Annotated in this window: 20 protein-coding genes; 12 read left to right on the forward strand and 8 right to left on the reverse strand. The window is 48.6% G+C overall.

Annotated features, from left to right (window positions below):
• Window positions 1-115: 115 nt before the first annotated feature.
• Window positions 116-2,506 (reverse strand): M1 family metallopeptidase, encoded by a 2,391-nt coding sequence (locus D9Y29_RS21095; RefSeq protein WP_164735512.1) that lies wholly within the window; start codon window positions 2,504-2,506, stop codon window positions 116-118.
• The gene (locus D9Y29_RS21100) at window positions 2,454-3,098 is read right to left on the reverse strand and encodes a HupE/UreJ family protein (RefSeq protein WP_127132012.1); all 645 of its coding nucleotides are present in this window, start codon (window positions 3,096-3,098) and stop codon (window positions 2,454-2,456) included. The genes D9Y29_RS21095 and D9Y29_RS21100 overlap by 53 nt, the downstream gene beginning before the upstream one ends.
• 60 nt (window positions 3,099-3,158) lie before the next feature.
• Between D9Y29_RS21100 and D9Y29_RS21105 the strand changes: the two genes are divergently transcribed.
• Complete coding sequence (locus D9Y29_RS21105) at window positions 3,159-3,686, forward strand: DUF6702 family protein (RefSeq protein ID WP_127132014.1); 528 nt, start codon at window positions 3,159-3,161, stop codon at window positions 3,684-3,686.
• 137 nt (window positions 3,687-3,823) lie between these two features.
• On the opposite strand, the gene D9Y29_RS21110 is transcribed toward D9Y29_RS21105, so the two are convergent.
• Complete coding sequence (locus D9Y29_RS21110) at window positions 3,824-5,131, reverse strand: hemolysin family protein (RefSeq protein WP_127132016.1); 1,308 nt, start codon at window positions 5,129-5,131, stop codon at window positions 3,824-3,826.
• A gap of 8 nt (window positions 5,132-5,139) precedes the next feature.
• Window positions 5,140-5,751: a phosphatase PAP2 family protein gene (locus D9Y29_RS21115; RefSeq protein ID WP_127132018.1), complete on the reverse strand. Its 612-nt coding sequence runs from the start codon at window positions 5,749-5,751 to the stop codon at window positions 5,140-5,142.
• Window positions 5,752-5,796: 45 nt separating this feature from the next.
• Between D9Y29_RS21115 and D9Y29_RS21120 the strand changes: the two genes are divergently transcribed.
• Both D9Y29_RS21120 and D9Y29_RS21125 read left to right on the forward strand, forming a co-directional pair.
• Window positions 5,797-7,803 carry an LTA synthase family protein gene (locus D9Y29_RS21120; RefSeq protein WP_127132020.1) on the forward strand — a complete coding sequence of 669 codons (2,007 nt, stop codon included), beginning with the start codon at window positions 5,797-5,799 and terminating at the stop codon, window positions 7,801-7,803.
• 110 nt (window positions 7,804-7,913) lie between these two features.
• The gene (locus D9Y29_RS21125; protein WP_127132022.1) at window positions 7,914-9,992 is read left to right on the forward strand and encodes a hypothetical protein; all 2,079 of its coding nucleotides are present in this window, start codon (window positions 7,914-7,916) and stop codon (window positions 9,990-9,992) included.
• Here the strand turns inward: D9Y29_RS21125 and D9Y29_RS21130 are convergent, their stop codons facing one another.
• A complete protein-coding gene (locus D9Y29_RS21130; RefSeq protein WP_127132024.1) occupies window positions 9,993-10,748 on the reverse strand; it encodes a class I SAM-dependent methyltransferase in 756 nt (251 codons plus the stop codon).
• A 124-nt stretch (window positions 10,749-10,872) separates the two neighbouring features.
• Between D9Y29_RS21130 and glmM the strand changes: the two genes are divergently transcribed.
• The 4 genes from glmM to D9Y29_RS21150 all read left to right on the forward strand — a co-directional run bounded on the left by glmM (window position 10,873) and on the right by D9Y29_RS21150 (window position 16,498).
• Window positions 10,873-12,255, forward strand: coding sequence for a phosphoglucosamine mutase (gene glmM / locus D9Y29_RS21135; protein ID WP_127132026.1), 1,383 nt, complete (start codon window positions 10,873-10,875; stop codon window positions 12,253-12,255).
• Between the two features lie 156 nt (window positions 12,256-12,411).
• Window positions 12,412-13,542 (forward strand): cysteine desulfurase family protein, encoded by a 1,131-nt coding sequence (locus D9Y29_RS21140; protein WP_127132028.1) that lies wholly within the window; start codon window positions 12,412-12,414, stop codon window positions 13,540-13,542.
• Window positions 13,543-13,566: 24 nt separating this feature from the next.
• Window positions 13,567-14,961, forward strand: a complete 1,395-nt coding sequence (locus D9Y29_RS21145; RefSeq protein WP_127132030.1) for an alpha-amylase family glycosyl hydrolase — start codon at window positions 13,567-13,569, stop codon at window positions 14,959-14,961.
• A gap of 19 nt (window positions 14,962-14,980) precedes the next feature.
• Window positions 14,981-16,498 carry a gluconokinase gene (locus tag D9Y29_RS21150; RefSeq protein ID WP_127132032.1) on the forward strand — a complete coding sequence of 506 codons (1,518 nt, stop codon included), beginning with the start codon at window positions 14,981-14,983 and terminating at the stop codon, window positions 16,496-16,498.
• 71 nt (window positions 16,499-16,569) lie between these two features.
• On the opposite strand, the gene D9Y29_RS21155 is transcribed toward D9Y29_RS21150, so the two are convergent.
• Both D9Y29_RS21155 and mutS read right to left on the reverse strand, forming a co-directional pair.
• Window positions 16,570-18,120, reverse strand: coding sequence for a PA14 domain-containing protein (locus tag D9Y29_RS21155; protein WP_127132034.1), 1,551 nt, complete (start codon window positions 18,118-18,120; stop codon window positions 16,570-16,572).
• A 420-nt stretch (window positions 18,121-18,540) separates the two neighbouring features.
• Window positions 18,541-21,153 (reverse strand): DNA mismatch repair protein MutS, encoded by a 2,613-nt coding sequence (mutS, locus tag D9Y29_RS21160; RefSeq protein ID WP_127132036.1) that lies wholly within the window; start codon window positions 21,151-21,153, stop codon window positions 18,541-18,543.
• A gap of 95 nt (window positions 21,154-21,248) precedes the next feature.
• On the opposite strand from mutS, the gene D9Y29_RS21165 reads away from it, so the two are divergent.
• The 5 genes from D9Y29_RS21165 (at window position 21,249) to D9Y29_RS21185 (ending at window position 24,932) form a co-directional block, all read left to right on the forward strand.
• Window positions 21,249-21,785 carry an RNA methyltransferase gene (locus D9Y29_RS21165; RefSeq protein ID WP_127132038.1) on the forward strand — a complete coding sequence of 179 codons (537 nt, stop codon included), beginning with the start codon at window positions 21,249-21,251 and terminating at the stop codon, window positions 21,783-21,785.
• Window positions 21,786-21,789: 4 nt separating this feature from the next.
• Window positions 21,790-22,686, forward strand: coding sequence for a 4-hydroxybenzoate octaprenyltransferase (locus tag D9Y29_RS21170; RefSeq protein ID WP_127132040.1), 897 nt, complete (start codon window positions 21,790-21,792; stop codon window positions 22,684-22,686).
• Between the two features lies 1 nt (window position 22,687).
• Complete coding sequence (gene ruvX / locus D9Y29_RS21175; protein WP_127132042.1) at window positions 22,688-23,101, forward strand: Holliday junction resolvase RuvX; 414 nt, start codon at window positions 22,688-22,690, stop codon at window positions 23,099-23,101.
• 275 nt (window positions 23,102-23,376) lie between these two features.
• Window positions 23,377-23,958: a peptide deformylase gene (gene def, locus D9Y29_RS21180; RefSeq protein ID WP_127132044.1), complete on the forward strand. Its 582-nt coding sequence runs from the start codon at window positions 23,377-23,379 to the stop codon at window positions 23,956-23,958.
• A 14-nt stretch (window positions 23,959-23,972) separates the two neighbouring features.
• Window positions 23,973-24,932 carry a hypothetical protein gene (locus tag D9Y29_RS21185; protein WP_127132046.1) on the forward strand — a complete coding sequence of 320 codons (960 nt, stop codon included), beginning with the start codon at window positions 23,973-23,975 and terminating at the stop codon, window positions 24,930-24,932.
• Between the two features lie 15 nt (window positions 24,933-24,947).
• On the opposite strand, the gene D9Y29_RS21190 is transcribed toward D9Y29_RS21185, so the two are convergent.
• Window positions 24,948-26,018, reverse strand: coding sequence for an RluA family pseudouridine synthase (locus D9Y29_RS21190; protein ID WP_127132048.1), 1,071 nt, complete (start codon window positions 26,016-26,018; stop codon window positions 24,948-24,950).
• Window positions 26,019-26,166: the final 148 nt, after the last annotated feature.

Here is a 26,166-nt window from a genome sequence, read left to right on the forward strand (position 1 = left end):
TACGCGCCTGCGCGTAGGCCCGTCCTTCCTGCCAAAGATTTCCGTAAAATAAAAACCTGTCAGTATAAGCCATAAGGCTTGAAAACTGACAGGTTTTTTTATTGAGTGGATACTCTTAGAATCCCTTCTTCTTTTCTTCTGCTTTCTGCATTGGGTTGATACCGGGCGCAGCGCTTCTTGGAGCGGCCTGGTTCTTCATCTTGTACAATGCAAACCTTGAAGGCGTGGGCATCGTATTCCAGCCGTTATTGCTTTCGTCTATATCAGCTGTTTCCTTGTATGGGTCCAGCTTCACGGAAGCCACTTCCTTGTCTTTCATGAATGCCTTCACTACGCGTTCCTCATCAAGTCGCCAAACCTGTGCGGGAATGCGGTCCACTTCTTTGGTGCCATCTTTGAAAGTCCATTCGATAATGATGGGCATCACCAATCCACCTTTATTGCTCACATACACTTCATAGAAATGTTTTCCGGCAGCACGCGCCTGTGCAGCCTCATCGGCCACAACGATCCGTGCAGGCAGTTCCACTTTGTAAGTAGCAGTGTCGTAAGGTTCTTTGCCACGTGCATAGCGATAATAGAAGTCCTGCAGTGCAGTATCTTTTTCAACTGGGAAACTGATGGTCTTATCGTTCCTGTTGCGTTCCTTACTTACATCGGGATTGTTGGAGCCCATCGGAGGTTGCAGTTTCCTGTTCTCTGTGTAATCCTTATCGCCCTGGAGTGGCGCACCGGCATCTGTTTTATAATATTTCACACTGTCCAGGCTCTGATCGCAGGGCTCGGTGGTGTAGAACCAGCCCCTCCAGAACCAGTCGAGGTCCTCACCGGAAGCGTCTTCCATGGTGCGGAAGAGGTCAGCCGGTTCGGGATGTTTGAAAGCCCAGCGGCGTGCATATTCCTTGAAAGCATAATCAAACAGCTCGCGGCCCATGATGGTCTCGCGCAGGATATTCAGGCCTGTAGCGGGTTTGGTATAAGCATTCGGACCGAAACGAACAATGTTCTCAGAATTGCTCATGATCGGCTCCAGCTGGTCCTTGGGAAGTTTCATGTAATCCACGATGGCCCAGGCTGGTCCTTTGCCGCGAACAGGGAATTTATTATCCCAGAGTTCTTCGGTGAGGTATTCAACAAATGAGTTGAGGCCTTCATCCATCCAACTCCATTGTCTTTCATCACTGTTGATGATCATGGGGAAGAAGTTATGACCTACTTCATGAATGATCACGCCGAGCATACCGTATTTGGTGGCTTCAGAATAGGAGCCATCTTTTTCTGTACGTCCGTAGTTGAAGCAGATCATCGGGTATTCCATTCCGTTAGAGGCTTCCACACTCTGTGCAACAGGGTAGGGATATGGAATGGAGAAATGAGAATAGGTTTTGATGGTATGGGCTACTGCTTTGGTGGAATACCTGCTGTAGAGGTTATAGGATTCCTTGGGGTAGAAGCTCATGCACATTACCTTTCTGCCTTCAACATAAGCTGGCATGGCGTCCCAAACATATTTGCGGCTGGAGGTCCAGGCGAAGTCGCGCACATTGTCTGCCTTATAGATCCAGGTTTTTTTCGTTTTCGTTTTTTTGCCTTCTGCAGCCTTTGCTTCAGCGAGGGTAATGATCTCCACTGGTTCTTTGGAAGTCTGAGCCTTTGCCCAGCGTGCTTTCTGTGTAGCGCTGAGGTTGGAGGTATAATTGAGACATTCGCCGGTGGAACCCACCACGTGGTCAGCGGGAACGGTCATTTGTACTTTGAAGTTGCCGAAAGTGAGGGCAAACTCTCCGCGGCCGGTGAACTGGTGGTTCTGCCATCCCTGGAAATCGCTGTACACGCAGAGACGGGGATACCACTGGGCCATGGTGAAGAGATAATTGCCTTCTTCAGGGAAATATTCATAACCGCCTCTGCCGCCATAGGTCATGCGGTCCGCGATCTTGTAATCCCATTTGAGTTTGAACACGAATTGCTGTCCGGCCTTCAGTGGCGCAGGCAGTTCAACGCGCATCATGGTCTTATTGATGGTATAACGGAGTGGCTTACCCGTAGCATCAGTCAGGAGACGGATCTGGAAGCCGTAGCCATTATCTTTTTTCTGTTCTTCCATTCTGTCGAGCGCCTTTACGTCGAGCTGGGACGGAACGGTACTGTTGTTCTGGTAGTCGGCATTGTTCACGGAACTGTGCTGGTTCTCATCGAGCTGCAGCCAGAGGTACGTTAGTGTGTTGGGCGAATTGTTGAAGTAAGTGACTGTTTCGCTGCCTGTGAGTGTTTGTTTTTCTTCGTCCAGCTCACATTTGATATCATAATCGCAACGCTGCTGCCAGTACTTTGGACCGGGAGCGCCGCTGGCGGTACGGTATTCATTGGGGGTTGGCAGGATAGTTCCCAGTTGCTCGAACCGGTTGCCGTGGTTGGAGCCAGGATTGTTTTGGATGTTCTGCGCTTTGATACTACCGTAGCATAACAATAGCATCAGAGCTGCCGGAAATGACAACTTTTTCATCATGCGATGTTTGTTTATTTGGAATGCGCTGGAATGCCCAGACCAGTGAAAAGACTAAGATTATGAACGAAGCGCTGCGGAGCCACCATTGACGCGGCAGTTTCACCAGCTGTACTACCAGGTAGGAGAGCAGTAATACGGCTACCACTACTACAAGTTGCGCCACTTCGATGCCGATATTGAAAGCGAGCAGATGCCCTGCCAGTCCTTCTTTCCCTTCCAGTGCCATGAATTCGCCGGCGAATGCCAGCCCATGTATCAGACCGAAGAAGAGCGCGAAGAAATAGATCAGCGGCAGTTTGCTGTTTTCTTTTTTGGGTCTCTGAAAGATATTGTTCACGCAGGTGGCGGCAATGGTGAGTGGTATCAGGAATTCGATCCAGCTGCGGTCGAAGTCCACATAACCTAGTGCGCTCATGCCCAGCGTGATGGAATGTCCGATGGTAAAAGCCGTGACCAGGATCACCACTTTCTTCCAGTCGGCCCACAGATACCGTAAACAGAGGGCTGTAACGAAAAGGATATGGTCCATTGCGTCCAGGGAGAGGATATGCCCTATGCCTAATTGAAAATATAATGTAAAATCCTGCATATAAGCGGTAAAGGGTACAAAATAATCAAGAGATTTGTAATGAAAAAATCGGAAGGTTTAATGGCAATCTTACTGTATAAATGGCTCTGGACCGTTGCTTCGGTACTCATCGCTCCCAATTCATCTGCGGAAACCGCTTCTACATTGCATCCTGTTTATGTGAGCGTTACAGATGTCAACCACAATGTTACGGATAAAACCATCGAGATCAGCTGTAAAATTTTTACGGATGATTTCGAGAAAGGCATTGCTGAAACGCTGAAAAAGCGTGTGGACCTCATCAAGCCTGCCAACCAGGAGGAAGCAAACAGGTTGGTGAAGGAATATATTGTAAAGCATTTGAATATAACTGCAGACGGTAAGCTGTTGAACCTGGAATTTGTGGGCTTCGAGCATGAGCGTGATGTTGTCTGGAGCTATTTCCAGGTGAGCAACCTGCCCAATCCTCCCAAAAGGATCTCTGTGAAGAACAATATCCTCTACGAAACTTACGAATCGCAGATCAATATGATGCATGTAACGGTGGGAGGTAAGCGAAAAAGTTACAAGGTCAGCAATCCTGAGGCTGATATGGTGTTTGAATTTTAACAAGGTGCCGCCAATCGCTCGCCTCTGGCGAGTGATTCATATTTGTTCGCCTCCGGCGAACGCCGTGTCGCCGGAGGCGACGGAATAGAAGTCACTCGCGGGGACGCGAGCGACAGGGCACAGCGAGAGTAATCGTATTAGTCATCATCCTCATCATCCATATTGTCTTTGATCTCATCTGAGATGTACACCAGTAATTTGTCGATGCGCTGTGCGTCCATGTCCACCACTTCAAAGCGGAAGCCCTGCCAGTCGAGAGTATCTCCGGTATGCGGGATGCGTTCGAGTTTGTGCAGGATGAAGCCGGCGAGTGTATCGAATTCCTGTTCACCTTCGTTCATCCATTCTGTTTTCTCGAAATGCGTGAGGAAATCGTAGAATGGGATCTGTCCGTCTACAAGGTAGGACCCGTCTTCACGTTCGCGGATCTCATAATCTTCGATATCCATTTGCGGGAGGTCGCCCACGATGGCTTCCAGGATATCGTTCAGTGTGATCATTCCCTGTAATGTGCCGTATTCGTCCACGATGAAGCAGGCATGGATCTTCTGTTTCTTGAATTTCTCCAGCACGGTATAGGCTGTGATATTTTCGGGAACGAAGAGTGCCGGTTTCATGATGGCGGCGAAAACGGTCATATCGTTGGTGACGTACATGTCTTTGAGAGATACAACGCCTTTGAGATTATCCAGGCTGCCCTGGCAGATAGGGTATATAGAATGTGGTTCACGCAGGATCTTCTCCCGGATTTTCTGTTCGTTGTCTGTTTCATCGAACCAGAGGATATCGCTGCGGTGGGTCATGATGCTGGTGATATTGCGGTCCCCCAGGTGGAACACGCGTTCGATGATCTCCTGTTCGGCCTCCTCGATGGTGCCCTGCTCGGTGCCTTCACTAATGATAGCCTTGATCTCTTCTTCCGTAACCTGGTTATCTTTTGCTTTGATGCCGAAGAGTTTCACCAGCACGTAGGTGCTTTTAGTGAGTAACCAGATAAAGGGATAGGTGGCGATGCTGATGATGCGCATGGGGCCGGCCACAGTTTTGGCAATGGTCTCGGGTCTTGAGAGGCCGATGCGTTTGGGCAGCAGTTCGCCCAGTACCAGTGAAAAATAGGTTACGGCCACAACGATGATGGCAGTGGCAAGGCCGCTTGAATATGCTTTGGTGAGTTCGTATTGCTGGAGGAATTCAACCAATCCGGATTTCAGTTTTTCGCCGGAGAAAATACCGGTTAGGATACCGATAAGCGTTATACCGATCTGTACGGTGCTCAGAAAAGTGTCGGGATGATTAGCCAGCTTCAGCGCTTCTTTTGCCCTGCTGTCGCCCTTGTTAGCCTGTGCTTCCAGTCTTGCCTTCCGGGCCGATACCAGGGCGATTTCTGCCATTGAAAATAAACCGTTCAATAAAATCAATCCCAGTATTATAAATATTTCTCCCATTGCTGGCTTTATTTGTCTAAACTAAGCGGACCTACCTGTTTGTTGTACATTTTGCCTGTCATATATCCGATTCCGCATCCTATTAATGCCCCACAAAATACATCAAAAGGATAATGTACGCCCACATATATTTGGGTATACCCGATGATAAATGCCCAAAAGAAGAAAATCCAGGCGATTTTTCCAATCACTGGCCGCAATGTTAAGAAAAAGAACATGGCCTGGGCAAAATGGCTGGTAGCATGGGAGGAGGTGAAACTGGAGCTCCGGGGGCAATAGCTGATAAAGAATCTTAAAAGTGGCGCTACTTCCATATCCTGGCAGGGGCGGGTACGCATTATGGTCTGTTTGATCACCTGGCTGCTTAACAGGTCCGCCAGGGCAGCTGTAATGATGACCCCTGCAAACCACCACCAGCCTTTCACTTTGAAGTTCATGGTTACAAACAGCAGGAGGAAAAGATAGAGCGGGATCCAGAAAAATGTCTCGCGCATATAGGGGAGAACCGTATCCAAAAACTCATTCCCCCAGGTCTGGTTGATATGGGTGATCAGCCAGGTATCTACGGGTTGAATGAGTTGCCAGAATGTTAACGTTAGCTTGCCGGGATCGAAAATCATAGCTACAAAAATAAAAACTATAATTTTAGCGCCTATTTTCTTTCTATGAAACAATTAATCAGCCGGTTGCCGGCCCTGATCCGTTGGATTTTGAGTATCGGGCTCATCTATTTTGTACTGTTCACGGTAATGCGTCTGGGACTGTACCTGTTCTTCAATAAGCAGGGTTATGGTCCTGGCCAGCTTACGGATGCTTTCTTCCTCGGCGCCCGCTACGATCTCCGGATCATTTCCCTGGTGCTGCTGATACTGCTGGTACTTGGCAGTACGCCCTGGTTACATCCTTTCAAAAGCAGTTTCGGGAAGAAATGGTGGAACCTGGTCCTGAGTATCCTAACGTTTATCATATTATTCTTTTTTGTAGTGGACTTTGCTCATTATGCTTACCTGGTGCAGCGCCTCAATGCCAGTGTGCTCAATTACCTGGAAGATGCCGGCATCAGCACCAGTATGGTCTGGCAAAGTTATCCGGTGATCAGGCTGGTACTTGGCCTGGCCATCTGCACCTGGTTCATCGTCTGGCTGATCCGCCGTTCCTGGCGCAGGATCCAGGCAAGTCCAAAACAAGTAAGCAAGCGTATTCGCATTACCAGCTTTGTGGTTTGCTTTCTGATTTTCGGCTTTTTCATGTTTGGTAAGTTCAGCCAGTACCCGCTTCGCTGGAGCGATGCATTTGCACTGGGCAGCGATTACAAAGCCAATGTTTCGCTCAATCCCTTCGAGTCATTTTTCAATACGCTCAAGTTCCGGGGAAATAAGTTCGATAAGAAAAAAGTGGAAGAGTTCTTCCCGGTGATCAAAGAGTATTACAATCTCGATCCCAATACTGCTTCCCTGAACTTTGAAAGGGTAGTGGCTCCACGCGCAGGCGCCATCAATACCCAACCGAATATCGTGCTGGTGATCTGTGAGTCCTTCAGCGGATACAAGAGCTCCATGTGGGGCAACCCGCTCAACACCACGCCGTTCTTCGACAGCATCAGCAGGAACGGTATCTTCTTCGACAATTGTTTCACGCCTACTTATGGTACAGCACGCGGTATCTGGGCCACGCTGACGGGAATGCCCGATGTGGAAATGCCGAAGACCGCCAGCCGCAACCCGGCAGCGGTAGACCAGCATATCATCATCAACGATTTCACCAATTACGAAAAATTCTATTTTATCGGCGGCAGTACCAGCTGGGCCAATATGCGTGGCCTGCTCACCAATAATATCAATAATCTGCATCTCTATGAACAGGATGATTGGGATGCACCCAAGATAGACGTATGGGGCATCAGCGATAAGAACCTCTTCCTGGAATCCAACAAGCTGATGGCGCAACAAACCAAACCTTTCTTTGCTGTGATCCAGACGGCAGATAACCATCGTCCTTACACGATCCCTGAAGAAGACCAGCAAGAATTCAAAAAGATCGATGTGCCGCAGGATTCGCTCCGCAAATATGGATTCGAAACATTACCTGAAGTGAATGCATTCCGCTATACGGATTACTGTTTCCAGAAATTCATGGAAGCGGCATCGAAAGAAAAATATTTCGACAATACCATTTTCGTTTTCATCGGCGATCACGGCATTCCCGGCAATGCAGGAGCAATGTTCCCCGATGCCTGGACAGAGCAGCGCTTGACCGCGGAGCATGTGCCCTTGTTGTTCTATGCGCCCAGGCTGATCCAGCCGCGCCGGCTCAATAATGTCTGTTCTCAAATGGATGTGCTGCCCACCATCGCGGGACTTACCAATACCACTTATATCAACAGTTCACTGGGAAAAGATTTGCTGGATACCACATCAAAACATTTCGCGTTTATCTTTGACCCGGACAATAGTATGGCAGGTGTGGTGAAAGGAGATTATTTTTACCGAACACAATTAAAAACGAAAAAAGAAGAATTCGTGTCTGTGGTGAACAACGATAAGCCTGGTAACGATTCATCCGCAATTGCTGCAAAGGAACAGATGCGATTGCTGACCCAGGCGATCTATGAGTCTGCAAAATATTTGTTGCTGAACAATAAGAAGAAGTTGCCGCAACAACCGCAACAATGATACCACCGCAGGGTTCCCAAGCGCTCGCCTCCGGCGAACACTGCGTCGCCGGAGGCGAGCGACTGGCACATCCTGATCCAATCCTGTGTACCGCCCTAAACAAACCTTGTATGAGAACAGGAATTTCCAGATTGTTTTTACTGATCTTGTTTGCAGCCTGTAATGGCCCGGACAAACCTGCCGGGACCTTGCTTGCCGATAATAAGCCTGCACCCTGCAATTCACCGCGCAGGATCACCACCATCACCAAAGAAGATGTGTATGACCTTTCCGGTTATGCGCATATTGCACGTGTAAGCCCTTTCAATCTTTTTGATGAAGCAAGCGTCTCCGATCCAAAAGAAAAATTCGGGACAGAATTTCCGAAAACATCTCCCCATCCCACTAAAGGTGTGAATTTATATTTCAAAGATGGCGGCAGTAGAATAGTAGTTGACCTTCGCGCACCGCACAAGGTATCGGAGATCTGTCTCTATGATCGCTCCCATTTATCAGACAGCGTTTGGATCTACACGGGCACCATGCGCAACTGGAAACTCAAAGCTGCCTTCACTACCAGGGGCAATTCCGGTTTCTGGGGCTGGCGCAGTTTCAATATCAGCGACAGTACACAGTACCTGATGTTTCGCTTCAGTAGTCCTGATGCCGTTATCACCGAAGCGGCCGTATATGGATGCCCGTTAGCTGCCCTGGAACCTTTGCCGCCTGCGGAATACACCGGCCCCCGTCTGGAACCTAAAATGATGAAGGAGTTCCTCGGCGTCAATTGCTACCAGGGCACAGACATACGCTGGATGAAACCATTTTACTATTCGCGCATGTACACCAGTATCAGCAGGATCGATGTAGATACAGTAGACAACTGGCCCAACATAAAATATTATATCACGCCAAACGGCTGGTGGAACAACGGCTCCGGCGATTACGTGATGTATGCAGATAGTATCACCCGCGATGTTGGCAACAAGATCTGGTACGCGTATCTCGGCGTTCCGAAATGGATGGAGTTGAAAGGAATGTGGAACGAAGACAGGCCTGTTACCAAAATAGGCATGGACCCTGAAGATCCCATGAGCTACGAACGTCACGCCAATATGATGTGGACGATGGCCGCCTGTTACGGCACCACCAAAGTGGATACCAACCTCATTCAATCGGTAGAACCGCATCGTTTCTCAGGCCGCAATCTCATGACTATCTACGAGAACGGCAATGAAACCGACGCAGCCTGGGGCGGCAATAAATATTGCAATCCCGTTGCCTACTTCGCGCAAAGTACAGCCGATTACGATGGCAATGAAGGAAAGATGGGAAAAACATTCGGCATCAAGAACGCCGATCCTAACAGCAACCTCATGCTTGCAGGATTCACCTCGTTTGATGTAGACAGGCTACGCGTGCTGCAATTCCTCTGTAAGACCATGCGGGACGACAAACAGTTCCTCTGGAATGGCGGCATTCAATATCATTACTATTCCAGCAACGGCAAAGGCGATCACCCCACGGATATTTTCACCAGCGCCACTGCAGGCATCACACCGGAAGAAGATTCCCTCCGTCAGAAAATGGTGAAGGCCCGCAACGAGACCTATCGCCTGCAACCCAATGTAGAATGCATTCTCGGGGAATACGGTTATGATAAGAGCCGCGCCAGCAAAGTATCTGCACCACTCGTTCCCGGTTACAGCCAGTCTGAAAGCCAGGGCCTCATGCTGCTCCGCGCCATCAATCTCATTGCCTTCTCCGGTTTCGACCGTTACATCATTTACTGGATCAAAGATGATACAGATGAGAACGATCCCGGGCTCTTCATCACCAGCGGACTGCTGCGTCAAAAAGGTGATTTCATTTTCTTCCCATATCCTGCCTGGTATTATATCAACAGCCTGGTGCACCATCTCGGCAATTATGTTCCTGAGAAGATCGTGCAGGAAAAAGGCGATGTGTGGATCTACAAATACCGTAATAAGATCGCTCCCGATTCGGCTGCTTATTTCATTTATTGCCCAACACGCAGCGGGAAAAAAGTGAACAACTATACATTGCACACCGGTGGGGTGGGAGCTTCTGTGCTTTCCTTCAAAGACCAGCTCGCTGAAGGTATAATGGAGCCTTTGCCCGTTCAAAACGGAACAGTGCGCCTGGATGTAGGCGAAGCGCCGAAACTGGTGTTCGTAAAAGAAAAATAGTTACTGCTTTTTCGCCACCATGATCAGTCGGGGAGAATTTTGCTGATCATACTGGTTCAAATGATAGTCGCCAAACACCTGCACGATCTCCAATTGATGGGAGGCGAACATTCCCCTGAAATGCTCCAGTGTGAACCTGGCTACTTTCTCACCAAAGATGAGTGGTTCCTGTTGTGCGGGATCATGCACTTCTATCTTCTTGTAAAAATGTGATTCATCAAACCAGCGGGTAATGAAATAGTTCACATTGCCAAGTTCGATCTCCTGCTGATGCACCAGTTGCGATTCAGCATACTGCACATTCAGATAATCCATCACCAGGGCGCCACCGGGGCGGAGGCTCTGCGCAAAACTGCAGATGGAATTGTTGTGTTCAATGTCAGTATTGAAATAACCGAAGCTGGTGAAGAAGTTGAAAACGTAATCGAAATAATTCAGGCGGAAAGGATCGCGCATATCATGACGGAAAAAATGGAGGTTCTTCAGCTCATGCCGGCTTGCTGCTTCGATGCTTTCTGCTGCGAGGTCTGTACCGGTTACATCATAGCCTTTGCCGGCGAGTTGAAGGGAATGTCTCCCACGGCCGCAGGCTGCATCCAGCATCCGGGCATGGGCAGCAGGTTGTAAAAAATCGAGCAAACGATTGATAAACTGCGCGGCTTCCGTGTGATCGCGCTGAAAATACAATTGATGATAATAGGGCGAATTGAACCAATCCTTGAACCAGTTTGGTTTTACAGGGGTGAAGCTCAGCATAATGGCCGCAAAAATAGGGAAGCAGGTCCAATTTCCGGTGGCCGTTTGTGGGTAAAATACCCGAAACTGGTTATTCTTCCATCCGTCTAAACACTTACTTTTGTAGCCGTTAAACTTTGAAACGGTGGCATTGATAAAAAGTATATCAGGAATCCGCGGAACCATTGGAGGAACCCCCGGCGATAATCTTACTCCCCTCGACATTGTAAAATTCACTGCAGCCTATGGCAGTTGGATCCTCAGTAAAGAGGAATTGCCCAGGAAGATCGTGATCGGTCGTGATGGCCGGATCAGCGGCTCTATGGTGCAGCAACTCATTGTGAATACACTGATCGGCATGGGAATCGATGTGGTGGATACCGGACTGTCTACCACACCCACCGTTGAGATGGCTGTTGTTTGGGAAAATGCAGGAGGTGGTATCATCATCACTGCCAGTCATAATCCCAAAGAATGGAATGCACTGAAACTCCTCAACAATATCGGGGAGTTCATCAGTGGTGAAGATGGAGCCATCATACTGGAGACTGCCGCCAAAGAGGATTTCAAGTTTGCGAACGTTGATAAGCTCGGTGAATATACCGTTAACGATACCACGCTGCAGAGACATATCGATACTATCGTTGATTACCCGCTGGTGGATGTAAAGGCCATTAAAGAGAAAGGTTACAAGGTAGTAGTGGATGTGGTCAATTCAACAGGCGCACTCGTGCTGCCCGGACTGCTTAAAGCGCTGGGCGTAGCTGAAGTGATCCTGCTGAATGGAGAGGTAACCGGCAAGTTCGCACACAATCCTGAACCACTTCCTGAAAACCTCACTGAGCTGGCGAATGCTGTAAGGCATCATCGTGCAGACATGGGTATTGCGGTTGATCCGGATGTTGACAGGCTCTGTTTCGTTTGTGAAGATGGAAGCATGTTCGGTGAAGAATATACGCTGGTGGCTGTGGCTGATTATGTGCTGAGCAAGAGACCAGGCAACACCGTGAGCAATATGAGCAGCACCAAGGCGCTGAAAGAGATCACCATCAGCAGGGGAGGAGAATATTTCCCTTCGGCAGTAGGCGAAGTGAATGTGGTGAAGAAAATGAAAGAGAAGAATGCAGTGATCGGTGGCGAAGGCAATGGCGGCATCATTGTGCCTGATCTGCATTATGGAAGGGATGCCCTCATCGGTATCGGGCTCTTCCTGAGTGCGCTGGCTGCCCATAAGAATGGCATCAAATCTTTCCGGGCCAAATATCCCGATTATTTCATCTCCAAGAATAAGATCGAGCTCACTAATGGCATTGACCTCAAAGCCATCTTCGAACATATCAAAAAGAAATACAAGAACCAGCCGATCAATACGGAAGACGGACTGAAGATCGAATTCGATTCCGATTGGGTGCATCTTCGTTCCTCCAATACGGAACCCATCATCCGCATCTATGCCGAAAGCAACTTCGAAACCACGGCGAATAATATCGCTTTGCGCCTGATGCAGGACATAAGGGAGTCGATTTAAGCATTTTAATGTAGCTGTTACACTGTTTTATACCGGGGTTTTTCCTGTTCGTCATGTCCTTGCCCCGAATAAGCGTTGATATGATTTTTTTCCGGAAATTTGCGCCGGAAATGTCCAAATGCAGTTTGCAGGGGCATTTTCAATAAATCTCTTGTCATGAATCAACGTATTTACTTCGATAATGCGGCAACCACACCCCTGGATGCCACTGTGCTGGAAGCAATGATGCCTTATCTGACCGATAAATTCGGTAATCCGTCTTCTATCTATTCTTACGGAAGGGAGAGCAGGCTCGCCATCGAGAATGCCCGTAAATCCGTAGCGAAGATCCTCAATGCGCATCCTGCAGAGATCTTCTTCACTTCAGGTGGAACAGAAAGCTCCAATACCGCTATCTGCGCGGCTGTGCGCGATCTAGGATGCAAGCATATCATCACATCACCTGTTGAACACCACGCTACTTTGCATACAGTTGAAAACCTTTACCATCGCGGTGAAGCTGCCCTCAGCTATGTGAAGATGCTGCCGGACGGACATATCGATATGGAAGACCTGGAGCAATTGCTCGCTTCCTGTGAAGAAAAATCTGTTGTTACCCTCATGCATGCCAATAACGAGATCGGCAATATGATGGATATTCATGCTGTTGGCGAACTCTGCAAAAAATACAATGCCATCTTCCATTCCGATACTGTTCAGACCGTTGGGCATTTCCCATTCGATCTGCGCAATACGCCTGTGCATTTCATTACAGGAGCAGGTCATAAGTTCCACGGCCCCAAAGGTGTAGGTATCCTCTACATCAATGAGAACGTGAAGATCAAACCCTTTATCCAGGGCGGTGGCCAGGAACGAAATATGCGCGCCGGTACCGAGAATCTTTACGGTGTGGTTGGTTTTGCCAAAGCGCTGGAAATGGCTACGGAAAATTATGAGAAAGACAGTGCACATATCGGGGGACTGAAATTATACATGATGGAAGAGTTGAAGAAACATATCCAGGGTGTTACCTTCAATGGTGATCCGCTCGGCAGAAGCCTCTACACAGTGGTGAGCGCTTCCTTCCCCAAAACAGAGAAGTCCGAGATGATCCTCTTCAATCTCGATATCAACAATATTTGCGCCAGTGGCGGCAGCGCCTGCACCAGCGGGGCCGATGCCGGTTCACATGTTATCCGCGCTATCAACAACATTCCCAACCAGGTGACCGTTCGCTTCTCTTTCAGCAAACAAAACACGAAGGAAGAGGTTGATACGGTTGTAGCGAAATTGAAGGAGATGATCTAACTTGTTGCTCAAACAGAGCAACCTATGACATCTACTATTTACAAATTGCTGGCAGGAGCTGCTGTTATCAGTAGCCTTCTGCCAGCTTGCGTTTCAGGACCTGAGAAAGAAAAAAAGACTGAAGAGGCAACTGTTGCACCAGTTGATTCACTCTCCATTCCTCCGCCTCCCTCCTGGATCAAACAGTCCAATGTATACGAAGTAAATCTGCGTCAATATACCAAAGAGGGAACTTTCGCGGCCTTTGCGCAATCGCTGCCAAGACTGAAAGCGATGGGCGTGGAAATCCTTTGGTTCATGCCTGTTACACCCATCGGCGTTACTGATCGTAAAGGCACGCTTGGTAGTTATTATGCAGTGGCCGATTACAAGGCAGTGAACCCGGAATTCGGCACCATGGCGGATTTCAAGAAACTGGTGAACGATGCGCATGCACAGGGTTTCAAAGTGATCATCGATTGGGTGGCCAATCATACCAGTGCTGACCATCCCTGGCTCAAATCACATCCTGATTTCTATAATCGCGACAGCACCGGCAAAGCTCTTTCTGCTTTTGACTGGACAGATACCCGCGATCTCAATTACGATAACAGGGAGCTGCGCGACAGCATGATCGAAAACATGCGCTACTGGGTGCGTGAAACCGCTATCGATGGCTTCCGCTGTGATGTAGCTTCAGAAGTGCCCACTGATTTCTGGAAACAATGCATCTCCAGCTTACAGAAAGATAAAAATCTCTTCATGCTCGCAGAAGGCGAAAAAGCAGACCTGCACAAAGCAGGTTTTGCCGCTACCTACGGATGGGACCTTTTCCAGCATATGAAGAAAGTGGCAGCAGGACAAACAAATGCATTATCGCTGGATTCCGTACTCGCAAGGGAAGACAGTGTGTTCTCTCCAGATGATGCCCGTCTTTATTTCACCAGCAACCATGATGAGAATAGTCATAACAAAAGTGATTTCGGCACATTCCCCGGCCTGAAACATGGGGCTTTTGCAGTGCTTACACAAACCATGCGCGGCAGTCTCCCGCTGATCTATGGCGGCCAGGAAGAACCTGTGCTTCGTGCCCTGCCTTTCTTTGAGAAAGACAATATGAATATGAAGCAGTTCAAACGGGCTGCATTTTATAAAACATTGCTGGAACTTCGCAAACGCAATGTTGCACTGGCAACAGATGCCAGCTTCCGAAAAGTATCTGTGGGCGATGAGAAAGCACTCTATGCTTTTCTGCGTGAGAAGGAAGGAAAGAAAGTACTGGTGATACTGAACCTCTCCGCCAAAGAACAAACCATCTCTATCAAAGATGAAGTATTGGTGGGCGAACCGGTGAACCTTTTTCTCGGCGCGAAAGAACCTTTCAGGCTGGGACATAGTTTCGAGATCGAGCCCTGGGGTTATATCGTTTGTGAATATTGATCAGCTAACGTTATCATACATGCGATTTTTTATAGGAATAGATATCGGAACAACACATACCAAAGCCATCGCACTGCAAAGCGATGGCTTTGTTGCAGGAACGGCTGTTGCAGGTTATGAACCGATCACCGATGCACCGGGCAAACATGAACTGAAGCCTGATGAAGTGTTTGAAGCGGTGAAAACTGTGTGGAGAGAACTGATGCAAGTGATCAAAAGTAAAGGACTGGGGCAGCCCGAAGGCATCGCATTTTCCAGCGCCATGCACAGCCTGATAGCGATGGACGACAGGGGTTATCCCCTCACCAATTGCATCACCTGGGCCGATCTGCGCAGCCAGCCGCAGGCGGAGAATATAATAGCAGCGGGACTGGCCAATGATAGCTATCGTCATACCGGAACGCCTGTTCATCCTATGTCGCCGCTCTGCAAACTGATCTGGCTGCGCGAAGAAAGTCCCCAAATATTCAAACAGGCCGCAAAGTTCATCGGGATCAAGGAATATGTTTTTTACCAGTTGACAGGCCAGTACCTGGTTGATCAGAGCATCGCTTCTGCAACAGGTTTGCTGGATATCCGGACAAGGGATTGGTATGCTCCGGCATTGAAGCTGGCCGGGGTAGATGAAAATCGGTTATCCGGAATCGTTAGTACCGGTTATACTCATGAAGGCATCGGTAAAGATATAGCTGCTTATACCGGAACAGATGCAAACGTATTGTTGGTGATGGGGGCCAGTGACGGATGCCTTGCCAATATCGGCAGCAATGCGCTGGAGCCGGGCGATTGCAGTATTACCATCGGAACGTCCGGCGCTGTTCGCATGTTGACCGATCAGCCTGCCACCGATGAACGCTCGCGTATATTCAATTATATCCTGGATGAAACGCATTATGTATGTGGAGGGCCACTCAACAATGGCGGTGCATTGGTGGAGTGGTATGCCGGTCATTTCCTGCAAAGGGATTTCCGTGAAAAAGGTGCGATGGAAGCGCTGATAAAGCAGGCAGCAACTGTGCCGGCAGGAGCGGAGGGTTTGTTGTTCCTGCCTTATGTGCGGGGAGAAAGAGCGCCTGTCTGGGATGCAGGAGCAAGAGGCGCATTGGTGGGACTTGACCACCGGCATACGCAGTCGCATGCTATCAGGGCAGTGATCGAAGGCATCAATTATGCAGTGCAGGATATTGCAATGGCTGTGAAAGAAACTGTAGGAGAACCGAAAAATATTTTTGTGAGTGGTGGCTTTCTAAAATCGTCCCAATGGGTGCAATGGCTGGCCGATCTGCTGGGACACCGCTTGCAGGTGGCCGCTGCGGCAGATGCCAGCGCAATGGGAGCTGCCATTATGGGTTGGAAAGCGGCAGGACTGTTTTCTGATCTGTCAGCAGCGCGGCAATTTTTTCAGCCGCTGCAAACCTATGAGCCTGATCCCGCGCATCATGAAAAACTGCAGGCATATTACAAGATCTATACAGGATTGTATAATCAGTTGCAACATAGCTTTGAAAAACTGGGCCGTTTGCGCGATCCTTCTTAGTAAATTCCTTTCATAAAAACAGCAGAAGGGACCGGGCCCTCCTGCTGCTGTACCTTTTCCTGCGTCTTTTTTTATGGAACAATGATCATCTGTTTGTGCAGGAATGCACCGTCAGCGAGCACTTGAACCACATACGTTCCCTTAGACAAAGGAGCGTCTTGTAGCGGCAGGGTTGCTGTCTGTCCACGGGCCATCTGACCCAGCTTTTTTACAAGCACCTGCTGACCGGAAATATTCCTGATAACAACTTCCAGGTCAGCGGCACTTCTGTCTGTTTGAATAAACAGTTGTTTGGTTTGGTCTATGATTGTGGGGTATATTTTTGCAATAGCCTGTGCTTTCGTATTGATGCTTACAATGCCTGAGTATTTTTCAGGTCCGTCTCTATCGATGATCTTCAAACGATACCATGATGGACCAACGGGGGTATTCCGATCTGTGAACTGATATTGGCGGTTACCATTGGGAGCTGCCACTGCCGCACTGGCTTTCACCTCACCCACAGGATCGAAATTCCTTCCATTGGCGCTTCTCTCAACAACAAAACGATCTTCCGTACTTTCAGGCGTCGTCTGCCAACTCAGCCTGGATTCCCCGTTGTTTTGTGTGCCATCAAACTTTATGATTGATACAGGAAGCGTCACGCCATAAGCGAAAGAGATCCGGTTGGCGCCATGGTTCTCATAGAACTCAAGCACCATATTCCTGTTACCGGCTGCTGGTATGTGTACCACCTGCGTGGCAACTGTATAAGCCTGGTCTGTCCATCGGTCTATTGCCCATGTGGCGCCACCGTCGAGGCTTAACCGAAAACCGTCATCCCCTCCCGCAGTGAAGAGGTACCAGCCTGCTGCGAAATAATGCGTCAGCAGGAACCGTACACTGAATGTTTCTGTCCTTACAGAACAGCCACCACCGTTGAGGGTTACATCGTCGCCACCAAAGTTAGTATCGAAAGTTGGCGAAGCGGGATTGCCATATGTGGTAACTGTTCTTCTATAAGTTTCAAAATTCTTTCCATCGTAGAAATAGGCATTCCACCAGTTGCCTGTGCCATAGACCTGGCTAACGGTGGTATTGGGGCAGGAAGCATTGGCAATGTCGAAGCTTAGACTGCTGCCGTTCTGGGCCTGGTAATATTCAAGTACAAAATCATGCCAACCCGCGGAAAGCCTGTAAGTGATATCATATTCATTGTATCCCTGTTCATACCATTCATCTATTACAAGGTTACCGTCTATGTATAACCGAACACCACCTTCTGCTCCTACGGTGAATGTATAAGTAGCCGCTGTGGCTCCCTGGTTTCTGCGCATCAGGGCGCGAACGCTGAAGTCGCCTGTATTGAGTGCGCAGTTGAAAGTGGTATTGAACCATGGATCATAATTCCCCCAGGTATCGAATGTTACATCGAAATCGGGATTTCCTGAATTTGCATAAGTGACCCTTCCATGATAATTGGTGAAATCTGTATTTCGATAAAAATAGGCATACCAATAATTCTGCGTGGTATGATAGGCAGTTTGACTTTCACCGGGACTGGTGCAACTTTGAGCGGATGCCGGCATTACTGCATACAACATCATTCCGCTGATAAAAACCAGCAGTAGTTTACTTTTCATAACGGTTTAGCGTTTAAGGGCACAAGGGTTTAACAAAAGGGCATAACAATCCTGTCTGGCTCATTTGGTCAGTTCAGGGCAGGAACTAACGGTTACGCGCCAGCGTATTTTTAATGATTTGTTTACATGGTTTTTTTGATCAGGTGAGCGTTTACGGGAGACGGCATAGCAGTGCCTGTACAGTTACAACCCATGGTGGAACTGTATTTCCTGGGAACGCTAAGGTTATCGTGGTTACATAGTTGCCGGGTAAGTGGCAAATGTTTTTACAGGGGAGCTTTTTTGCAGATAATGGCAGTTATCCAAGCCCTGGATATTTGTGTACGGTTGGAAACACGAATGTAACGCAGGAAATTTTATTTTTAGTATTACAGCGTAACCAACATTTTCATTTCTTGAGAAATCGCAAGAATATTATAATCAATTCACTTTTGATTTGATCTCCTGCAATTTAAGTAATGCTTCAACCGGTGTTAGTCTGTTGATGTCGATACCATTCAGTATTTGACGTATATCATCAAACGTTTCGCTGTGCGCATCAAAAATGGAAAGCTGGAATTTTTCCGTGGCGATATTTTTTACACGGTCATTCGTTGCCGTTACAGTGGGACCATTTCCGTCAACATGTTTTTCTTCCAGCTGCTGCAATATTTCATTGGCGCGATTGATGAGGGAAGGGGGCATGCCCGCCATTTTCGCAACATGGATACCAAAGCTGTGCGTAGTGCCACCCGGCGCCAGTTTGCGCAGGAAGATCACTTTATTGCCAACTTCTTTATTGGTGATATGATAATTCTTTATACGGGGCATTTTATTTTCCAGCTCATTCAGTTCATGATAGTGTGTGGCAAATAAAGTGCGGGGTCTGAAATCGGATTGATGCAGATACTCGGCAATGCTCCACGCGATGGAGATACCATCGTAAGTGGAAGTGCCTCTTCCGATCTCATCCAGCAATATCAAACTCCTGGGTGTGATATTATTGATGATGCTGGCCGTTTCATTCATTTCCACCATGAATGTTGATTCACCGCCGCTGAGATTATCGGATGCGCCTACCCGTGTGAAGATCTTATCGGTAAGCGGAATCTGCGCACTGTCTGCCGGAACAAAACTTCCCATATGCGCCATCAGGGTAATGAGGGCGGTCTGACGAAGGATCGCACTCTTACCGCTCATGTTGGGGCCGGTAAGGATAATGATCTGTTTGCTTTCAGGATCAAGATCGATATCATTGGCGATATAAGATTCGCCAACCGGCAGGTTCCTTTCGATAACAGGGTGACGGCTTTCCTTCATGCTGAGTGAATAGCCCTCATGCATCTGCGGCTTCTTATAATTATACTGCAGGGCATTGCCGGCAAAGCAGATAAGACAATCCATAACAGCCAGCACACTGCCGTTTAATTGCATCGCTGCAAGGAAGGGCTGCAGGGCCGTGAGCAGTTCATCGTACAAAGCAGCTTCGATACCTAGTATCTTTTCTTCAGCGCCTACTATCTTTTCTTCATACTCTTTCAGTTCGGGAGTGATATATCTTTCCGCACTGGTCAGCGTTTGTTTGCGGATCCAGTCGGCAGGCACTTTGTCTTTATGCGTATGCGTTACTTCCAGGAAATACCCGAATACATTATTGAAACCGATCTTGAGTGAGCTGATGCCGGTTTTATCTGCCTCTTTCTGTTGCAGCGCATTCAGGTAATCTTTTCCGCCATTGGCGATCTGACGAAGCTGGTCCAGTTCTGCATGAATGCCTTCACTGATCACACCGCCTTTGGCGGCCACAGCCGGAGGGTTATCGCAGATGGTGCGGTTGATCCGTTCACGAATTTCCGCGCAGGCATCGAGGGTATTGCTCAGTTTCACTAGGTAGGCGTTCTCACTGTTGGCAGTAAGCGCTTTCAACTCTTCGATATGCTGCAGGCCCCTGGCCAGTTGCAATACTTCGCGGGGACCGATCTTTTTAGTAGGGATCTTGCTTACCAGTCTTTCTACATCTCCTGTCTGTTTGATATGGTGCGTGATCTTATTGCGCAGCTCCACTTCGCGGATAAAGTATTCTACCAGGTTGAGGCGTTCATTGATACGGTTGAGATCTTTCAGTGGCAGGAGGATCCATCTTTTCAGTAATCGCGCGCCCATGGGGCTGACGGTATTATCGAGCACTTTGTGCAGGCTGTTGCCCAGCTCGGGACCGCCGGTGAGTTCCAGGTTGCGGATGGTGAAGCGGTCCATCCAGAGATAATCCTCCCTGTCTATTCGCTGCACGCCTGTGATATGCTGAAGGTTCGGATGTTCCGTGTCTTTGAGATAATGCAGTACTGCTCCGGCTGCAATCAGACCTTCGCGCATACCCTCCACACCGAATCCTTTCAGTGAATGTGTCTGGAAATGTTTGAGCAGGCTTTCGGTGGCATAGGCTTCATCAAAGATCCAGCTCTCCATAGTATAAGTATAGAAGCGGTTACCGAACTGCTCTTTGAACATTTTCTGGTAGCTGCGCTGGAAGATCACTTCCGCGGGCTTGAGGGTTTGCAGCAGTTTATCGATGTATTCCTGGTTGCCTTCGGCCACAAAGAATTCTCCGGTGGAGATATCGAGGAAGGCGATGCCGCTCTGATCTTCTGAATAGTGAATGCCTGCCAGGAAATTGTTGCTGTTATGTTCCAGCATTTTGTCGTTGGTGGCGATACCAGGGGTAACCAGTTCCGTTACGCCGCGTTTCACGATGCCTTTGGCCAGTTTGGGATCTTCGAGCTGATCGCAGATGGCCACGCGATGCCCGGCCTTCACCAGTTTATGCAGGTAGGTATCCAGGGAATGATGCGGGAAACCCGCCAGTTCCGAAGAACCGGCATCGCCATTATTCCTTTTGGTGAGGGTGATGCCCAGCACTTGTGCGGCCACAATGGCATCGCCGCCAAATGTTTCGTAGAAATCACCTACACGGAACAGCAACACAGCATCAGGATATTTTTGTTTGATAGCCTTATGCTGTTGCATCATCGGGGAAACGGTACCTGCTTTAGCCATAGCGGCAAAAATAAGGGCTTTGGCGGCCTCCAAAAAATCCGTGGCAGGGGTGTGGAGAAAACGTGGATTGTTTCTGGTAACCAATATCTTTGCATATGCGTAAACTGGAAATGGACGAGCTTAACCGCCTCTCTGTGGATGAATTCAAACAGAGTGAGAAAATACCCGTGGTGGTGGTGCTCGATAATATCCGCAGCATGCACAATGTGGGCAGTGTGTTCCGTACATGCGATGCATTTCTGTTGCAGGCTGTGTATCTTTGTGGCTACACACCTCAGCCCCCGCACCGCGATATTCATAAAACGGCGCTGGGCGCTACTGAAACCGTTGTCTGGAAATATTTTCCAACAACTATGGAAGCAGTTGAGCAACTGAAGCAGGAAGGATATGGCATCTGGGCCATCGAACAGGTGGAGAACAGTGTGCCGCTGCACCGGTTCAAATACAAGGAGCAGTCGCCGCTCGCAGTTGTATTCGGGAATGAGGTAACAGGCGTGGATGTTAATGTGGTGAAGGCCTGTGATGGCAGTATCGAGATCCCGCAGCTGGGCATGAAACATTCGCTCAATATCTCAGTGGCCGCGGGAATTGTGCTTTGGGAACTGGTGCGTGACCGCGAAAAACTATTGTAGAAAGATGACAACCGTAAATAAGTATCTCTCGCTCGTAAAATTCTCGCATACGATTTTTGCGATGCCCTTTGCCATGATTGGACTGGTGCTTGGATTTGCCTCCCGTAAATATTTCCTCATGACCGAACCTGCTCCCATGTGGAAACTGTTCATCCTGGTAGTGCTCTGCATGGTGTTTGCACGAAGTGCGGCCATGGCTTTCAACCGCTGGCTGGATGCGAAATTCGACAAACTCAATCCAAGAACAGCCATCCGGGAAATACCGGCCGGTATACTGAAAGCAGACAGTGTGCTTTGGTTCACCATCATATGTAGCATCCTCTTCATTGTGTGTACCAGTTTGATCAATCCAATCTGTTTCTATCTTTCTCCCATTGCGCTTTTGGTAGTGCTGGGATATAGTTATACCAAGCGCTTCACGCCGCTCTGCCATTTGATCCTCGGCCTCGGTCTCAGCCTGGCGCCAATCGGTGCTTACCTGGCAGTAACAGGTGAGTTCGCACTGCTGCCCATCTTCTTCTCCGTGGCCGTGATCTGCTGGGTGAGTGGTTTCGATATCATCTATGCATTGCAGGATGAAGCATTCGACAAGGCCAATAAATTGTATTCCATTCCTGCTGCGCTCGGTGCAGCCAAAGCGCTCCGTGTATCTGAGCTGCTTCACCTCGTGAGCACCGCTTGTGTGGTGGCTGCTGGTGTGTATGGACATTTCCACTGGCTCTATTGGATCGGTGTGGCTGTATTTGCAGGTATGTTGCTATACCAGCATTCCATTGTAAAACCCAATGACCTCCGTAGGGTGAACCTGGCTTTCATGACGGCCAATGGTATTGCCAGCGTGGTATTTGCTGTTTTCGTGATCGCAGACCTTTTTGTTCAGCCACCTGTACACAATTTTTAATATGGCAAGGATCATCGCAATTGATTATGGTGGAAAGCGTACAGGCCTTGCCGTTACTGATCCCCTGCAGATCGTGGCAACGGGTCTCACCACTATCGATACCCCTCAGTTATTCAAATACCTCAAGGATTATTTCAGCAAAGAAGCAGTGGAGCTGATCCTTATCGGCATGCCTACCAACTGGGATGACTCCGATACACATGCCACGCCACTGGTGCGGAAAGCCATTGAGCGCTTGCATAAGGAGTTCCCGCAGATCCCTGTAAAGACCGTTGATGAACGCTATACCAGTAAAATGGCCAAACAGGCGATGTTGCAGATGGGCATGAAAAAGAAGGAAAGGCAGAACAAAGCCCTGGTAGATGAGATTGCCGCTACCATTATGCTGCAGGAGTATATGCAACAGAATGGCTGATTTTCAAATTCTTACAGAGTGTGCCCAGTCGCTCGCCTCTGGCGAGTGACTTTTAATTAGTCGCCTCCGGCGACGCAGTGTTCGCCGGAGGCGAACAAAAATAAGTCACTCGCCGGGAGGCGAGCGACTGCCAGCACCACGCTCTTTTTCCCTGCCCCACGCTTTTGTTGCCGGCCCCACGCTCTTTTTGCCATTACTCCGCCCCTTGCCATTACTGTTTTTTGGAGTAAATTTGCAGAATTCACTAATAATCAAGTAATCAAGCAAGTAATAAAATGATTCTTCCAATTGTTGCTTATGGCGCGCCCATTCTCAGGACTGTTGCAAAAGACATTACCCCTGATTATCCGGGCCTGGCGAAGCTGATAGAGGATATGTGGGAAACGATGTATGCATCCAATGGAGTAGGGCTGGCCGCTCCCCAGATCAACCGCGATATCCGTTTGTTCGTAGTTGACAGTGCACAGATCTTCGAGAATATGGATGCTGATGATGACGACAGGAAACATTCCGACGCACCAGGCGTTAAGCAGGTGTTCATCAACGCACATATCAAATCCCTCGACGGAGAAGAATGGGCTTATAACGAAGGCTGTCTGAGTATCCCCAAGATCCGTGAAGATGTGTACCGCGCAGCTGAAGTAACACTGGAATATGTAGACGAAAATTTCGTTCCCCAAACTAAGACCTTCAATGGAATCACCGCCCGCGTGATCCTGCACGAATATGATCATATCGAAGGAAAGCTCTTCATCGATTACCTGAAGCCGCTCAAGAAGCGCATGCTCAAAGGCAAGCTCGACGATATTTCCAAAGGAAAGGTAAGAGTGGATTATAAAATGACATTCCAAAAGTAACCGGCGTTCCCCGCATGAAGTTACTCCCGGTAATATCCTTACTCTGTATCAGTTCTGTGGCTTTTGCACAGAAGGATTCCGCCGTTGGAAAAAGTGATTCCCTGCCCGCGGTGATCGGCAAAAATGCCGTCACGCTCAAGGAAGTGGTGGTGCGCAGCAATCTCAATGTACCTGCCTTCATCGATCGTATAAAAGAAGATACAAGTTTCTACAAGGCTTTCCGTAACCTGAAAGTGTTGGGCTATACTGCGCTTAATGATATCCGTATGCAGGACAGGTCTGGTAATGTAAAAGCCACCCTGAACAGCAAAACCAAACAGGAAACCCGCAATGGCTGCCGGTGGATGATCACAGAGAGTGAGCAATCCACCGGCGATATGTTCGATAAAAAACACAACTTCAATTATTACACGGCTGAAATGTATGCGGGGCTTTTCTTTGCGAAGGACACCATCTGTGGTGAAAGCAATATCGTGAAAGGCACCAGCTTTACCATGGAAGGCAAGTCCGGCATCGAGAAGCACAAGGAGCAGTTGAAGATGCTCTTCTTCAATCCCGGCAAGAAGATCCCTGGCATTCCCTTCATCGGGAACAAGATCGCCATCTTTGAGGAAGGTGCTGCAGAGCGGTATGATTTCTCCATCGATATGGACCAGTTCAAGGGAGAGATGTGCTATATCTTCAAAGTAACGCCCCGCGAGAATCTGACAGGATCAGAGAAAGACAATATCGTGATCAATGAAATGACCACCTGGTTCAATATCGAAACCTGGGATATAGTGGCCCGCAATTATGATCTCAGTTATGGTGCAGGCGTATACTCCTTTGATGTGCATATGGAAGTGGAGATGACGAAATTCGAAGACCTCATAGTTCCCAAAGTACTTCGTTACAACGGCTCCTGGAATGTGATCTTCAAAAAGCGTGAGCAGGGCGTATTTACAGCCACCTTATTTGACTTCACCAGAAAATAGCAGAGCGTAACCAGCCTAGATAATATTTTTCACTTTTACATAATTCCTCCATTTGTCGATAAGCTGTTGCATATCGGAGGGAATCTCACTTTCGAACTGGATATGCTGGCGCGTGCGCGGGTGTGTGAAGCCGATAGTTCGCGCATGCAGGGCGTGACGCGGGCAGAGAGCAAAGCAGTTATCTACAAACTGTTTGTATTTGCTGAACACAGTGCCTTTCACGATGCGGTCGCCTCCATATAATTCATCGCTGAAGAGGGGATGGCCGATATGTTTCATGTGTACGCGGATCTGGTGGGTGCGGCCTGTTTCCAGTTCGCATTGCACCATAGTAACGTAGCCCATGCGCTCGAGCACTTTGTAATGGGTGATGGCTTCCTTGCCATATTCGCCGTCGGGATACGCATCGAAGATCTTACGGAAGCGCTGGTGACGCCCGATATGCGCCACTACAGTGCCACAGTCTTCCGCCACATCTCCCCAGACCAGCGCCACGTATTGACGGTGGATGCTATGGTCGAAGAATTGTTTGGCGAGGCTGCTGGCGGCTTTGCCTGTTTTGGCCAGCACCATGAGACCTGAAGTGTTTTTATCGATCCGGTGAACCAGTCCGAAGCGGGGGAGCTCATCGGTATTGAGGTCCTTGTTTTGTTGCAGCAGATGGTAGGCTACGCCATTGATGAGGGTGCCACTGGGATTGCCGCTGGCGGGGTGTACCACCAGTCCGACAGGTTTGTTGATGATAAGGATATCATCGTCTTCATACTCGATCCTGAGGGGCATCTCTTCCGGCACGATGTCTTCACCCTGAACTTCCTTATCGGAATACACTACAATTTCTTCGCCCGGTTTGATCTTGTGGTTGCTTTGCACCTGTTTACCGTTGATGAGTACACGACCGCTTTCGATGGCCTGCTGCACTTTGTTGCGGGAGGCATTCTCGATGCGGGCCACCAGGAATTTGTCGAGGCGCATGGGCTCCTGCCCGCGGTCAACCACCAGGCTCATGCGCTCGTATAGTTCTTCCGGGCCGTCCTGGCTTTCTTCCATTTCGTTCAGTGCGTCTTCATTGAGATGTGTAGTCATAACGTGAAATAGGCAAATTTCCGCAAAGGTACGCCCATGCTGCTCATATACAAAATCTGGTTAATGACATACAATATGCGATTGTCCGCATTTTTGTCCGGTGCATCAAAGCAATAAATTGATGGATTATTGGTTATCAGGATTATTT

Origin of the sequence: Pseudoflavitalea rhizosphaerae (assembly GCF_003991355.1) — a bacterium.
GTDB lineage: Bacteria > Bacteroidota > Bacteroidia > Chitinophagales > Chitinophagaceae > Pseudobacter > Pseudobacter rhizosphaerae.

Excerpts from the sequence above, each read along its gene's own strand:
- mutS (WP_127132036.1), bottom strand. The coding sequence starts at position 21,153 with ATGGCTAAAGCAGGTACCGTTTCCCCGATGATGCAACAGCATAAGGCT.
- D9Y29_RS21140 (WP_127132028.1), top strand. The coding sequence starts at position 12,412 with ATGAATCAACGTATTTACTTCGATAATGCGGCAACCACACCCCTGGAT.
- D9Y29_RS21150 (WP_127132032.1), top strand. The coding sequence starts at position 14,981 with ATGCGATTTTTTATAGGAATAGATATCGGAACAACACATACCAAAGCC.
- D9Y29_RS21190 (WP_127132048.1), bottom strand. The coding sequence starts at position 26,018 with ATGACTACACATCTCAATGAAGACGCACTGAACGAAATGGAAGAAAGC.
- D9Y29_RS21115 (WP_127132018.1), bottom strand. The coding sequence starts at position 5,751 with ATGATTTTCGATCCCGGCAAGCTAACGTTAACATTCTGGCAACTCATT.
- D9Y29_RS21155 (WP_127132034.1), bottom strand. The coding sequence starts at position 18,120 with ATGAAAAGTAAACTACTGCTGGTTTTTATCAGCGGAATGATGTTGTAT.
- D9Y29_RS21170 (WP_127132040.1), top strand. The coding sequence starts at position 21,790 with ATGACAACCGTAAATAAGTATCTCTCGCTCGTAAAATTCTCGCATACG.
- D9Y29_RS21105 (WP_127132014.1), top strand. The coding sequence starts at position 3,159 with ATGGCAATCTTACTGTATAAATGGCTCTGGACCGTTGCTTCGGTACTC.
- D9Y29_RS21120 (WP_127132020.1), top strand. The coding sequence starts at position 5,797 with ATGAAACAATTAATCAGCCGGTTGCCGGCCCTGATCCGTTGGATTTTG.
- D9Y29_RS21110 (WP_127132016.1), bottom strand. The coding sequence starts at position 5,131 with ATGGGAGAAATATTTATAATACTGGGATTGATTTTATTGAACGGTTTA.
- D9Y29_RS21185 (WP_127132046.1), top strand. The coding sequence starts at position 23,973 with ATGAAGTTACTCCCGGTAATATCCTTACTCTGTATCAGTTCTGTGGCT.
- D9Y29_RS21125 (WP_127132022.1), top strand. The coding sequence starts at position 7,914 with ATGAGAACAGGAATTTCCAGATTGTTTTTACTGATCTTGTTTGCAGCC.
- D9Y29_RS21095 (WP_164735512.1), bottom strand. The coding sequence starts at position 2,506 with ATGAAAAAGTTGTCATTTCCGGCAGCTCTGATGCTATTGTTATGCTAC.
- D9Y29_RS21100 (WP_127132012.1), bottom strand. The coding sequence starts at position 3,098 with ATGCAGGATTTTACATTATATTTTCAATTAGGCATAGGGCATATCCTC.
- def (WP_127132044.1), top strand. The coding sequence starts at position 23,377 with ATGATTCTTCCAATTGTTGCTTATGGCGCGCCCATTCTCAGGACTGTT.
- D9Y29_RS21145 (WP_127132030.1), top strand. The coding sequence starts at position 13,567 with ATGACATCTACTATTTACAAATTGCTGGCAGGAGCTGCTGTTATCAGT.
- D9Y29_RS21165 (WP_127132038.1), top strand. The coding sequence starts at position 21,249 with ATGCGTAAACTGGAAATGGACGAGCTTAACCGCCTCTCTGTGGATGAA.
- ruvX (WP_127132042.1), top strand. The coding sequence starts at position 22,688 with ATGGCAAGGATCATCGCAATTGATTATGGTGGAAAGCGTACAGGCCTT.
- D9Y29_RS21130 (WP_127132024.1), bottom strand. The coding sequence starts at position 10,748 with ATGCTGAGCTTCACCCCTGTAAAACCAAACTGGTTCAAGGATTGGTTC.